The sequence below is a fragment of the Algoriphagus mannitolivorans DSM 15301 genome (assembly GCF_000429425.1).
GTDB lineage: Bacteria > Bacteroidota > Bacteroidia > Cytophagales > Cyclobacteriaceae > Algoriphagus > Algoriphagus mannitolivorans.
This window is the reverse complement of record NZ_AUBV01000017.1, coordinates 78,014-90,607: the sequence shown is the minus strand read 5'-3', so window position 1 is coordinate 90,607 and position 12,594 is coordinate 78,014. Positions and strand designations below refer to the sequence as shown.

General features: G+C 41.9%; 16 protein-coding genes and 1 pseudogene. 6 read left to right on the top strand and 11 right to left on the bottom strand.

Annotated elements, in window-relative coordinates; all coding sequences use genetic code 11:
• The 5 genes and pseudogenes from G458_RS22100 to G458_RS0116635 all read right to left on the bottom strand — a co-directional run.
• A pseudogene (locus G458_RS22100) lies at positions 1–179 on the bottom strand (IS256 family transposase); the annotation flags it as partial.
• A gap of 203 nt (positions 180–382) precedes the next feature.
• Positions 383–682 (bottom strand): helix-turn-helix domain-containing protein, encoded by a 300-nt coding sequence (locus tag G458_RS0116650; protein ID WP_009033879.1) that lies wholly within the window; start codon positions 680–682, stop codon positions 383–385.
• Between the two features lie 4 nt (positions 683–686).
• A complete protein-coding gene (locus G458_RS0116645; protein ID WP_026952897.1) occupies positions 687–1,022 on the bottom strand; it encodes a type II toxin-antitoxin system RelE/ParE family toxin in 336 nt (111 codons plus the stop codon).
• Between the two features lie 186 nt (positions 1,023–1,208).
• The gene (locus G458_RS21090) at positions 1,209–2,138 is read right to left on the bottom strand and encodes an alpha/beta hydrolase family protein (RefSeq protein WP_051287402.1); all 930 of its coding nucleotides are present in this window, start codon (positions 2,136–2,138) and stop codon (positions 1,209–1,211) included.
• A 58-nt stretch (positions 2,139–2,196) separates the two neighbouring features.
• Complete coding sequence (locus tag G458_RS0116635) at positions 2,197–2,721, bottom strand: hypothetical protein (RefSeq protein ID WP_026952896.1); 525 nt, start codon at positions 2,719–2,721, stop codon at positions 2,197–2,199.
• Positions 2,722–2,962: 241 nt separating this feature from the next.
• On the opposite strand from G458_RS0116635, the gene G458_RS0116630 reads away from it, so the two are divergent.
• Positions 2,963–3,340, top strand: a complete 378-nt coding sequence (locus G458_RS0116630; protein ID WP_026952895.1) for a single-stranded DNA-binding protein — start codon at positions 2,963–2,965, stop codon at positions 3,338–3,340.
• Between the two features lie 55 nt (positions 3,341–3,395).
• On the opposite strand, the gene G458_RS0116625 is transcribed toward G458_RS0116630, so the two are convergent.
• The 5 genes from G458_RS0116625 to G458_RS0116605 form a co-directional block, all read right to left on the bottom strand.
• Positions 3,396–4,382, bottom strand: a complete 987-nt coding sequence (locus G458_RS0116625; RefSeq protein ID WP_084438893.1) for a metallophosphoesterase family protein — start codon at positions 4,380–4,382, stop codon at positions 3,396–3,398.
• Positions 4,379–4,804 (bottom strand): hypothetical protein, encoded by a 426-nt coding sequence (locus tag G458_RS0116620; protein WP_026952893.1) that lies wholly within the window; start codon positions 4,802–4,804, stop codon positions 4,379–4,381. Before G458_RS0116620 ends, G458_RS0116625 begins: the two co-directional genes overlap by 4 nt.
• A 4-nt stretch (positions 4,805–4,808) precedes the next feature.
• On the bottom strand, positions 4,809–6,554 hold the full coding sequence (locus G458_RS0116615; RefSeq protein WP_026952892.1) for an ABC transporter ATP-binding protein: 1,746 nt from the start codon (positions 6,552–6,554) through the stop codon (positions 4,809–4,811).
• A gap of 177 nt (positions 6,555–6,731) precedes the next feature.
• Positions 6,732–7,130, bottom strand: coding sequence for a DUF1573 domain-containing protein (locus G458_RS0116610; RefSeq protein ID WP_026952891.1), 399 nt, complete (start codon positions 7,128–7,130; stop codon positions 6,732–6,734).
• Between the two features lie 148 nt (positions 7,131–7,278).
• Entirely contained in the window at positions 7,279–8,724 is a 1,446-nt protein-coding gene (locus G458_RS0116605) for an ATP-dependent DNA helicase (protein ID WP_026952890.1), read from the bottom strand.
• A gap of 14 nt (positions 8,725–8,738) precedes the next feature.
• Here G458_RS0116605 and G458_RS0116600 point away from each other — a divergent pair, with 14 nt between their 5' ends.
• The 4 genes from G458_RS0116600 to coaD are packed head-to-tail and all read left to right on the top strand — an operon-like array spanning position 8,739 to position 11,171.
• The gene (locus G458_RS0116600) at positions 8,739–9,248 is read left to right on the top strand and encodes an NUDIX domain-containing protein (RefSeq protein ID WP_026952889.1); all 510 of its coding nucleotides are present in this window, start codon (positions 8,739–8,741) and stop codon (positions 9,246–9,248) included.
• A 50-nt stretch (positions 9,249–9,298) separates the two neighbouring features.
• Complete coding sequence (locus tag G458_RS0116595; RefSeq protein WP_026952888.1) at positions 9,299–9,883, top strand: hypothetical protein; 585 nt, start codon at positions 9,299–9,301, stop codon at positions 9,881–9,883.
• A 10-nt stretch (positions 9,884–9,893) separates the two neighbouring features.
• A complete protein-coding gene (locus G458_RS0116590) occupies positions 9,894–10,712 on the top strand; it encodes a DUF3822 family protein (protein WP_026952887.1) in 819 nt (272 codons plus the stop codon).
• Between the two features lie 3 nt (positions 10,713–10,715).
• Positions 10,716–11,171 carry a pantetheine-phosphate adenylyltransferase gene (coaD, locus tag G458_RS0116585; protein WP_026952886.1) on the top strand — a complete coding sequence of 152 codons (456 nt, stop codon included), beginning with the start codon at positions 10,716–10,718 and terminating at the stop codon, positions 11,169–11,171.
• On the opposite strand, the gene G458_RS0116580 is transcribed toward coaD, so the two are convergent.
• Complete coding sequence (locus G458_RS0116580) at positions 11,159–11,845, bottom strand: NUDIX hydrolase (protein ID WP_026952885.1); 687 nt, start codon at positions 11,843–11,845, stop codon at positions 11,159–11,161. The genes coaD and G458_RS0116580 overlap by 13 nt on opposite strands.
• Positions 11,846–11,942: 97 nt before the next feature.
• Between G458_RS0116580 and pyrE the strand changes: the two genes are divergently transcribed.
• Positions 11,943–12,587 (top strand): orotate phosphoribosyltransferase, encoded by a 645-nt coding sequence (pyrE, locus tag G458_RS0116575; protein WP_026952884.1) that lies wholly within the window; start codon positions 11,943–11,945, stop codon positions 12,585–12,587.
• Positions 12,588–12,594 lie beyond the last annotated feature (7 nt).

Below are 12,594 nucleotides of genomic sequence, written 5' to 3'. Positions count from 1 at the left end.
TTACGGGTGTTTTCCCCGGTGGATTCCCCGTGCTTCTCATAGCCCAGGTGATTATCCATTTCTCCTTCAAGGATGGCTTCTACGCCCCGCTTTTGGAGCTGACCCAGAAAAGCGTAAAGCTCTTCTCCATTTTTGAACTGCTTGAGGAACTCCTCGCTGAATGCATCTTCTTTTTTCATAGCTTAAGTGTGTGAAGGTATCCCGAAAAAGTTATTTCCGTAATTTTTCCAGGCCTTTTAAGGGGCCGAAAAATTCCAGAATAACTTTTTCTACCACTTACACACTTATCGGGACGCTACCTAAAGATACAAATCTTTCAATTTACTCGGAACCGCCCGCTGTATCCAAGGTGATGCTAGCGTGCGTTATTCCTTCTGCCGCATTAAAGGAAGGTTAATCCAATTCTTTTATTCAATCCTTGTTCAAAAATTCGGATCAAGGTTGACAACTGGATGTTTCCTTTTCCATTTTCAAGTTTTGAAATATAACTTTTCTTTGTCCCTGCCTTTTCCGCCAATTGTTCCTGGGTCAGGTTTGCTTCCTTTCTCGCTTCTTTCAGCATTTCGCTGATGATGAACATCTGAGCATTTTCTTCATACTTATTTCTGCTTTCACTTCCAATTTTTCCGTGCTCAAGTTCAATCAGTTCATCGAATGTTTTGACTTTGCTATAATCCTTCATGATCTTATTTCTTTGTTTGAAAATATTCCTTCATTAACCTTTCTGCTTTCTCCAATTCATTCTTTGCCGTCTTTTGGGTCTTTTTTTGAAAACCGTTGAACAGAACCACAAGCCTTCCTTCATCAAAGCAGCAAAAGATCCTGAAAATATTTGATTGAAACTCAACTCTTATCTCATATAACCCCTCAGTTCCTTCAAGATGCTTGAGAAACTTCTCGGGTACCCTTTCCACTTGCTTGATCAGTTCAAATACATATTGGATCTTACTTTTAACCTTGTCATTCTGGCTTTGGTAAAATTCAATAAAGTGGTTTTCATAAAAAATGATCTTCCTTACCATATTCACAAAGTTATCTCAAAAGATAACATTTTCCAAAAATGCAGCGGTTTCTTTTAATGCACTCTAACGGTCCTCAGCTTGGAGACGGCGGGCATTCGGAGCCGTTCTCTTCCAGCTTACTCTTACCTTCTTAAAGATACTGATTTTCATATTTACTCTGAACCGCCAGCTGGATCCAAGGTGATGTTACCTGCTGGCTTCTTTTTGTTCAATTAGCCAAATCAACAATTCATCATTATCGACAATACTCCATGAATGAGGGTGTCTATTATTATAAGGTTTTCTATATCCCTTGTTATTCGTTACTATTAACTCTGCTCTGTTATTTCCAAGTCTGTTAAGTTCGTTTATCATTGCTGAACAATCAGGTCCATTGATATTAGAAAAATCAAAATTCCTTTCTTTAAGCCACCAGTCTACATCAGGCTCTGTGTAAATTCTTAAAGGAATATTTCCAAACTTTTTCACCGCTGTTTGATTGTGGTCAGAGAATGAATATGGAGAAATTGCATAGAAATTTGATAATGATGTTTCAGGTGTACCATTGAACTCTTTCTCAATTCTTTGCACCATGTATACATTTTCTTGGCTTGGTTCTTTGTCAAGAGAAAGTCTAATATCTCTTTTACTGGAATTATAAAACCGTTCAAAATCCAAAGGAGGGTCAACGGCAAATACTGCGACTGGTTTAACTTTTGCATTCTGTGCGTATTTTATTGCACAACTCCCACCAATAGAAAATCCTCCAATGTAAAATGGAAGTCCAGATAACTTATGCTTATTTGTTACATCTTGAATTATATAATTCAAAGACTCTTGGCTTAGATTATCAACTCCAAATGATTGAACACCATCTTGGAATGTTGGGATAATAGTTAACAACCCTTTTTGGGCAGTTTTAAAAGGCAAATCGGTTTGTTCTAACGTTCTTTCCGCAGATTGTCCAAATCCAGGAATTATAAAAATTAATCCAGTAATTGGTTTATTATCTGGATAAATAATGGTGTAATTATTTTGTGTTGAGTCACTTTGGTCCAAGAATACAACTTCAATTTTTTGACCAAACACATTAATTAGAAAAAAACAACTGAATAGAGTCAATTTAAATTTTAGCATAGTTTTGTTTTTTTGCTTGCCGGTAACGGCTTGGCTATGAGCAGGCGGGCTTTAAAAGCTACTTACCTGTCAGCCGAGACCATAGTTTTTTAAAAGTATTATCTTTTCGTTTAGCACTGTCTGCCCGCTTGCTTATAGGTGTTGTTGTGCTTTCGTGCTTTTTTATTTTTTTAATTCTCATGTGTTCTTCTGGTCCAAATCTGTCGAACACATAATGGACTATTTGAACCGACTCAAAATTCCAAGCATAATTTTTAAATCCTTCGTTTCCATTTGCTTCTGAAGTCGGTTTTCCAAATTCTTTTTCGAAATGAGATTGAAAGTCATTAAATGATTTCTCTTGTTCGCTGTAGTCTGTTCGGAAAAATTCCAATTCGTTTAAATGTCCGTTTTTCCTGGGTTCAAAGTGAAATCCGAGCATACAACTTAGTCCATTCAAAGATTTACATGAAATGGTGTAATATCCTGTGGTAACATGTTTAAAGTCGTGTCCATTCAATTTCTGAGTCAAAGTCTGTTCGTCAATGTCCCAAGGAATGAAAATGTCAGGCTCGTCAATTTTATATCCTTCTTGAATGTTCATTTTGTCTTTTTCTGCATGAAGCACAATTCATTTATAAGCACAACCCAACCTAATCATTTCTTTTCATTAAAAAAATCCATTCCCAGCCTCTCAGGCTAGTTTATCCGACAACAAACGAATACTATCGGAAGCAAACGATTAGTTCCCGAGTCCTTTTTCCTCCATCCCCCAACTTTGGACCATCAGTTATCCTCTAGCGGAAATTGTTAATCAAATCTTTCACAATTAACCTTTTACAAGTATGAACGCGCTAAGAAACAAAGTTCAACTCATCGGTCGCCTAGGTGACAAAGTCGAAATCAAAACCCTGGAATCCGGCAAAATCATGGGCAAAGCCAGCCTCGCCACCAACGAAGTCTATCGCAATGCCCAAGGGGAAAAAGTCACCGAAACCACCTGGCACAACCTGGTCATCTGGGGCAAAAACGCAGAGATCCTGGACAAGTACACCGACAAAGGTTCGGAAATCGCCATCGAAGGCAAACTGACCAACCGCTCCTACAATGATAAAAATGGCGAAAAGCGCTATATCACCGAGGTTGTGGTCAATGAAATTCTCTTGCTGGGAAATCCCAAAGGGGAGAAAAAAGAAATGGCAGAATCGGATCTTCCATTTTGACCGCCAAAATCTAGAGCACAAAAAAACAGGCACCGGGTAGTGCCTGTTTTTGTTTCTAGTTTCCAATTTTTCGATCCCGGATCTCCGGAATCAGATTCTCCTGCTTTTGCTTTTCCGTCAAATAAGCTATTCCCAATTCCTGTGGGGAAGGTCCAACCCAAGCCGCCTTTCTTCCTTCGATCTGAAGACCCCTGTTCTCCAAATCAATCGTCAACAAACCAAATAAACTCTCCGAATAAGGACAAGTCGAAGCCAATTCCGGGTATTTTTCATGAACCTCCGCCGGATAGCTTTCATGACTCAGCGCAGCCCCAACCCAGTAATAGGACGCAGAATTCAGATGGTAATAATTCACTCCCTCCACCACCAAATGCTGATCTACATGTGCATGACCATTGATCGCCAAAAGAATCTTGTCTGCGTAGGGTGCTAAAAGACTCTGCATTTCCAAGGCATTGTCCAAAGGATAAATTCCCACCAAGGGCTGATGGCACAGAATCAAAACAGGTTCTCTTGCTGCCTCTAATTCGCTCACAATCCATGCCTGCTGCTTTGGCCCAATGTAGGCCGGGTAGCCTTGGGTGGGGTTTGGGGAACCTTCCTCATTTCCATCCAAAACCAGAATTTTGATTCCTTTTAGATTTCTGGAATAATACCTGGACTTCATCCCAAAGGCTTTAATGCACTGATCGAAAGTATGCCCGTAGTCGATGTCATGATTTCCCAATACATGAAAAACCTCCGAATGAGCCCGGTTGAAACGTTCTATCAAGGCTTGGTTTTGGGTGGATGGCACGGCAAAGTCTCCCAGCTGAACCAAGGCATCCACGTTCTGCTTTTTCATAAACGAAAGAAAAGCCTCCAGCCTCTCCGCTCCATCTGGCATTACGTCCTGATGCAGATCGGAGATCAAGCCGATTTTGATCTTTTTCTTAGGAAAACCACTTCCCCAAGCCAAAGCCCCCATATTACTCAGCATCAGAGAACTTAATGCTGTCGTTTTGATAAAAGACCTTCGGGAAGTTTTAGAAATATTGCTCATACATTGACTTGAGTAGGGAATCTATGCAGAAATCCCTCGGCAAGATAGTTTTCAAAATGGGCTACTGCCAATCGATTCGCCCGGATTTCCGTCCAAAATATTCGATGATTGCCCTGAAACCATCCGAGATTTCTGAATCCTGGGCTTAAGTTAAGTAGGCTCGGCAAGCCGATTTTCAGGTAAAACCCCAAGAATTTGGAACCCAAAAACCGCTTGTGGTCTCCTTCAAAGCCTTTTTGATAATCCAAAAAATGCCCGTACTCATGTTGAATAATAGGAACTTGGACGGATTCAGGAATGACTGAAGAAAGAAATATCCCCAATCCGGGCAGACAAATCGCAGAACCCTTCAGCAAGAATGGAGTCCGATAAATTCGGATTCCATCCACTTTGTCCGGATTGGGGATTCGCTGAAACCACATACCCTTAAATTCTGGCTTGGTAAGTGTACAATTGGTAATAGCGACCTTCCAGACCAATCAGCTCCTCATGTTTGCCTCGTTCCACAATATTACCTTGTTCAATGACCAGAATCTGGTCGGCCTGACGAATGGTGGATAAACGGTGGGCAATTACAAAAGTGGTCCTGCCCTTCATCAATTCCTTCAAACTCGCCTGAATCAAGGTCTCTGATTCGGTATCTAAGTTGGAAGTGGCTTCATCCAAAATCAAAATTCTGGGATCTGCCAAAATTGCACGCGCAATAGCAATTCTTTGTCGCTGTCCTCCGGAAAGCTTCACCCCCCGCTCCCCGATTAAGGTATCTAATCCATCTTCAAATCGGTCAGTAAACTCCTGAACATGGGCCGCATGAACTGCCTTATGCAACTCCTCCTCTGAAGCTTCGGGTCTTGGGAAAAGGATATTTTCCCGAATAGTACCTTCAAAGAGAAAATCATCCTGAAGAACGACCCCAAGTTGGGAGCGGAAAGACTCCAAAGTGACCGTCTGCAAATCCACTCCATCCAACAGAATCTGTCCGGAATCTGGATTTAAAAAAGTGGCAGCCAGTCCCGCAATGGTAGTTTTTCCTGATCCGGAAGTCCCTACCAAAGCCGTAACTGATCCGGAAGGTGCTTGAAAGCTTATATTTTTAACCACATCTTTCCCTGATTCGTAAGCAAAGGACACATTTTGAAACTCCACATTTCCTTTGATCTTGGCCATAGCATGGGTTCGCTGTCTGTCGTCTGCCTCTAAAGGAGTATTCATGATTTCCTCTGTCCGATCCAACCCTGCAAATGCTTCAGTCAGCTGACTACCAATATTGGACATCTGGACAATGGGAGCAATCATGAATCCCAAGAATAAGGTAAAGGCCAAAAAGTCTCCAAAGGTAATTTCACCCTCCATAATCATCCAGCCTCCAATCCCCATAATTCCGGCAGAAGCCAATCCCAATAAAAATGTCCCCATGGAAGTCACAAAACTTGTGGCTGTCAGACTGGCTTTAACATTGAGGAAAAGGTCTTCCACGCCCTTTTCGAAGGTCTTGATTTCCTGCGCTTCGGCATTGAAACCTTTGATGACACGGATTCCACCCAAAGTTTCGGTCAATCTACCGGTAACTTGAGCATTGATTTTTCCCCTCTCCCGAAAGATGGGACGGATTTTACTGAAAGCCTTCAGAGAAACCAAACCGAAAATCGCTACGGGTACCAATACATAGAGTGTCATCAGAGGACTGATGCTGATCAAGAGCACCAATGAAATAGCCGAAGTCAATATTCCTCCGACCATTTGGGCAAAGCCTGTTCCGACTAGGTTTCTGACACCCTCCACGTCAGTCATAATCCGGCTGACCAATTCCCCTGTTTTGGCATTGTCAAAAAAGCGGATGGGCAGCTTGATGATATGCTTTTGGACTTGGGATCTTAGCTTAGAAATAAGATTCTGGGCCTCCACACTCAATATTTGAGTCAGGGAATAGGAAGTAACAGATTGGATAAGGATGGAAGCCACCACTGCCAAAATAAGCCACTTGAGCATATTCAGGTCATTGCTGGGAATCACATCATCGACGAGGTACTTACTGGCTCCCGGGAGAATCAGCCCCGCCATTCGGCTGATGATGATTAAAAACAATCCTAAAAACAGGTGTTTTCTCCTTGGCCAAATGATAGTCTTGAAGACTTGACTCATTGTGACCTTACGTTCTTGCTTAGCTGCCATGTTGAAAATTATAAAAAAGTAACTTAGGAATTGAACAGGAGGTTCCTTGAGTCCAATCAATTCCCAAAGTATGTATCATCTAAGGAAATAAAACCCAAAGAATACCCGGGTCGGGAAATTAACTCCACAAAAAAACCCGTCTGTTTAAGACGGGTTTAGATGATTTTAAGGTTAGAATCACTTTGTCTTCGGCAAAACATTGGAGATCAATGATACTTTTTCGATCGGCTCAGTGGCGTTGGAATAAATTCTTACAATCGAGTTTTGCTTACCCATTTTTCCGGCAGAGTTAAAGGAAACTTTGATTTCAGCAGTTTTTCCGGGAGCAATTGGAGCTTTTGGCCATTCTGGAACGGTACACCCGCAGGTTGCTGCGACATTGGAAATCACCAATGGCTCTGTTCCTGAGTTAGTGAGGACAAAGGTATGCTCCACTTTATCACCCTGAACAATGTCTCCAAAGTCCACTTGTTTTTCTTTGAAAGAAATCACTGCTCCAGATCCTGTGGTTTGAGCATTCGCTCCAAACACCAAGACAAAGGCAAATAGACTGAATAAGATTCCTAGCTTTTTCATAATCGTATAATTTACAGTTTAAATATTCTTCTTTTTTCGCAGGCTTCAAAGAATCGAGAAGCTCGCTTTGATACATAAAGGTGAAAATACCTTGCCAAAGTTCATTTTAACTCCTTGTTAAAAAGTGTGAATTGGCCTTTACACGGTATTAATCCACTTCCTTTTTGGAAGAAGTGAAAAACTGGGGAGAGAAATTCACCAAATAAAGCTCCTCGCTGGCTCTAGTCATTGCAGTGTACAGCCAACGCACAAAATCCTTGTCCACTTGATCCTCTTTTAAATATCCCTGATCTACAAATACCGATTTCCATTGTCCACCTTGGGCCTTGTGGCAAGTGAGAGCATAAGCAAACTTGATCTGAAGGGCATTGAGATAGGGATCCTTTCGGATCAATTCCTGTCTTTCGGTTTTATTGGCTACATCGGCATAATCCTCCGCCACTTGTTCATAAAGACTTCGGTACTGATCCCGTGTTAGGGATGGACTTGGAGAATAGAGCGTGTCCAAAATCACTTTGGCTTCGAAATAAGGCTCTTCCGGATAATCCAACAATCTTAGCTCCAAGGTGGCAAACCTCAATCCATACATTTCCTCAAAATTCCGGATTTTCATCACCTCGACCATATCTCCATTAGCCAAAAAGTTGACTTTATCGGATTCAGCCATGTAGGTGTAGTTGTTTTTGACAATCATCAGCAAATCCCCAGAACTCACCTCATCTTCATAAAAATGAATGATTCTCCGAATGTATTGATTGTACTGTACAGCCGCTTTGTTGGAACGGGTGACAATGGTTGTGTTTTCCGTTCCGAATTTGTCATAGGCATAGCGCAGTCCGTCTTCCAAGCGCTCAGAAGTCATCTTAAAAGTATCCTTAAAACCGGAAGTGTAAAGTTGTATGCTGGGCTGATCTTGCTTTAGGAGTTGACGCAAAAGTGTGGCATTGTATAGAATCCCCGACTCCAGTCTTTGTCTCATAACTTCGGTAAGCTCAATCTCTCCAGCCTGAAGTCTAAAATGTCTTTGCAAATATCCTGCATCCAAAGCAGGACTATACTCACTTCCGACAGGAGGAAGCTGGGCAGTATCCCCCACCAACAACAATCGGTTGTCTTTCCCCGAGAAGACAAATTGAATCAAATCCCAAAGCAAATTTCCGGACATTCCTCCTTCGTCTGCCAGCATGGAGGACTCATCCACAATAAATAGCGTGTCTTTGTAATAATTTTTTTGAAGGATAAATCCCCCTCCCATGGTTCCGGGATCACCTTTCGGTTTGTAGATAATCTTATGTACCGTGTAGGCACCTCTGCCCGAGTAATTACTCATGACTTTGGCCGCTCTACCTGTGGGAGCCAATAGAAGCGCCCGCATATCCATTCGGGGAAGAATCTTTACCAAAGCAGAAATCAATGAGGTTTTACCGGTACCAGCATACCCTTTTAGGACAAACGTGGGCTTTTCCTCTGGACTTTTTTCCAAGAAAGAATTCATTAGCTGGAAAAAGGACGCTTGGCCCGCAGTAGGAGAAAACGGAAAAAATTTGATTAAAAGCTCCGAGGGCTTAATCTTTGCCTGACTATCTTTACCCATATCAACGAAGGTAAATGCCCCAAGATCAAATCAGCAAAGAAATCGAAGCAAAATTTGGAAATCGGCTCCGAAGCCGGGTAAATGGTGTTTTGATTGAAAATGAAAAAATCCTGATGGTCAAGCACCACATGGGTCCCGAAAGGATCTTTTGGTCTGTACCCGGAGGGGGAATGAAATTCGGAACATCCGCCGTCGATAACTTAGAGAGAGAATTTCTAGAGGAAACGGGATTGGAAATTCAAATTGACTCCTATTTGTTTGTTCATGAGTATCTGGATCCACCGCTTCACGCCATGGAGCATTTCTTTTTAGTCAAAAGAACCGGTGGAAACCTGATCTTGGGCTTGGACCCGGAGATGGAAGGCGGAGAGCAGATTTTGTTAGATATTGCGTGGATGGACCTAGATCAGCTCAAAAAACTTCCAAAAGATTCCCTTCATCCCGTTTTTTGGGGAATTAAAACTCTTCCTGACCTAGGATTGTGGAAAGGATATTTTAATTTTGGAAATAATTCTATAAAATAGCACGTTTTAAAAACCTTCAACCTTAACCAGATTTCTAAATCTTATCTAAAATGAATCTTACTAAAGTTCTATCCTTAGTGTTCTTTGCAGCTGCCGTGGTCTTGGGCTACCTTCTATGGAAAGGTGTCAATGACGTCGTAGAAGAAGAAAAAAGAATTGCCCTTCTTGAGGCTGCTACTATCCAGAAACTTGAAATGCTTCGTGATGCTCAGCTCGCTTACCAAGCTTCCAACAACAAATACGCAAGCACTTGGGATTCCCTGAGAATGTTTATCGAAGAAGGTCAAATCTGGTTGGTACAAAGAACTGAAACTACCAAATTGTTGGATTACGGTGCTGAGCAAATCACCGTTACTTTCGATACTTTGGGTTCTGTCACTGTAATGGACTCTCTTTTCAACGAAAGAAAATATCCTGACTTCAATCTAGAATTACTTCCAGTAGTTCCAGGTTCCGGAGGAAAGCAATTCGAATTCTTTGCTGATAAAGTTGAGAAAACTGGCGGATACATGGTTAACGTATTCGAAATCCGTGACCCAGCGCCTGTAAACCCTAAGAGAAGACTGAACAATAACGAGAAAGCCTTGAGAGTAGGCTCCAGAACTGACGCATCCACGGAAGGTAACTGGAAATAATCCCACGCTTTTGAAAACTGAAATCAAAGTTTATAAAAGTGATAAGTTTGATGTGGAAGACACAGCGAGCTTATCACTTTTTTTATATCCCAAAACCGCCTTCGTCTTCGCAAAAGACCAAAACGGTGCCAATATCGCTATCCATCATCACATGGATGTAGGAACAGGTCATCTGGATTTTTTATTGAATTCAGACCAACTCCTCAAGCAGGATGTTCCGATCAAAGTATATCTCCACCACCCCATATTTACCCTTGTTCCTGGAATGCTATTCCAGCAAGAAAAGGCGGCAGAATACCTAAAATTTTCCGGTGAGCCCTCTGGTAAGTACCATTATTTCCATTGTGGTCTGGACAGCAATAACCTCAATCTTGTCTCCTCTATTTCTGAACATCAGAAAAAATCTCTGGATGCAAGATTTCCTGAAGTTAGCTTTTACCACGGAGCATGCTCCTTTCTATCTTATTTGTTTAAGGAAAGGTTCAACCTGATCGGTCAGGAAATCCTGGTACACTACTTCGAAAGCCATATCTACATCGCAGCCTTCACAGATCAGGAGCTGAGCATGTTCAATATTTTTGAAATTGGAGGAAATGACGATGTGGTCAAATATGTCTCCATTACTATGGAACAACTGCAGTTTGACCGAAAATATGCCCGGGTAAGTGTCTTTGGGGCATCTGAAAACAGCGGGATCACACAGGAATGGGGAAGCAATTATTTCCATCATTTCCGACTAATAAAGCCCCATGCCAACCAGAATTACGGACATGGATTCAAGCACCTGAAGTCTGAAAATCTATTCGAAGCCAATTGGCAAATGGACTAAACCATGAAGAAAATCGCCATTTTTCCGGGATCTTTTGATCCATTTACCAAAGGCCATCATGATATCGTGATGAGAAGTCTGGAATTGTTTGATGAAGTCGTGATCGGGATCGGATACAATTCGACTAAGAAAAACCGGTATTTCGACATTGATTACGTGGTTCCAAAAATCGAAAGCGTGTATCAATCCATGCCGGAAGTCAAAGTGGTAGTGTACAATGAACTTACCTCTACCCTTGCCAAAAAACTCGGTGCAAAATTTTTGGTGAGAGGGCTACGAAATACGACTGATTTCGAATACGAAAATACCATCAGTCAAATGAACCGGTATCTCAATGAAGATCTGGAAACAGTTTTTTTGATTACTTCTCCGCAATTTGCCCCGATCAGCTCTACAATTATCCGGGAAGTGCACCGATACGGAGGTGATGTATCGGAATATCTCCCTTACAAAATCTGAGATTTCATGTGTTTTTTTAGGTACTGCTTGAACAGGTGCCTCATGGATGGATAGGAATTAATCAGGGCAGTTTTTGCATCTGCTTCTGTCATCCATAAAATATCCTCAATTCCCTCCTCCTGCTGTGGTTTCATCGCAGAATCATTGGCAGACTCCATGGCGTACCAGTAGGTTTTCTTAAGGATGGATTTTCTGTTTTGGGTATAAGTGTGCCAAGTATTGACGACATGGGGACCCATTTTAACTTTGATATTGCATTCTTCCTCCACTTCTCTTTTGGCACATGCCTCGGGAGTCTCTCCTCGGTCGAATTTCCCTTTTGGAAAATCCCATTTGCCTAACCTAAAAATCATCAGGACTTTATCCTTTTTGGAAACAATCCCTCCTGCAGCTTTGACAATCAGGAATCTGCTTTTAACAAATGCTTTCAAGGCCCTTTTATCCTTAGTGACCAAGGTGACAGAGTCTAACTTTTTCATTTTCCGGGTCCGCAACATATAAAGTAGCCTAATGATCAAGTCATGAGAAGGCTCATGAAAGATCACATCTTCCTCCCATTCTACTTCCGCCGGCAATTCATCCCTTTGGGTATAGATATGCTCGTACGTTTTTGAGGGATCAATTTCTTCATAGCTGATCAGCTCCAAGGGCTTGTCATTGACAAAAATCTTCATGGGAGAAACGGAAAATATTCTGCTGGTTTGGCCAAAAATGCACAAAAAATTCAGGTGGTACAATCTTATACTTCCATTATCTGTTAATTTTGATCCTATGGAAATTTTAGATTTAGGAACTGCCGCCGAGGTGGCAGATAAGCTGCTTGAAATTCAGGCTATTCGTCTCCAACCCGAAAAACCTTTCACTTGGGCTTCTGGCTGGAAATCTCCCATCTACTGTGACAACAGGCTTTCTCTTTCTTTTCCAGAAGTCAGAAAACTCATCCGAGACCAATTAGTCAAAAGCGTGATGCACTTTTTCCCTGAGGCCGAAGCAATCGCTGGAGTAGCAACGGCAGGGATTCCTCAAGGAGCCTTGATCGCCAATGAATTGGATTTGCCTTTTATCTACGTCCGCTCTAAGCCAAAGGGCCATGGCATGGAAAATATGATCGAGGGCAAAGTTACTCCGGGACAAAAAGTGGTAGTCGTTGAGGATTTGGTATCAACTGGCGGAAGTTCACTGAAAGCTGCAGAAGATCTTAAAGCTGCAGGCTTTGAAGTTCTGGGTATGGTGGCAATCTTCAGTTACGGATTTGATGTGGCTGCCAAAAACTTCGAAAATGCCGGTGTTAAATTAGTGTGCTTGTGTAATTATGACCACCTTTTGCCAAGAGCAGTCCAAAGAAAATACATCAATGAGGACGTCTTGGATTCCTTAGGGGAATGGAGAAAAGACCCAGGAAGCTGGAAACAATAAATCGGAA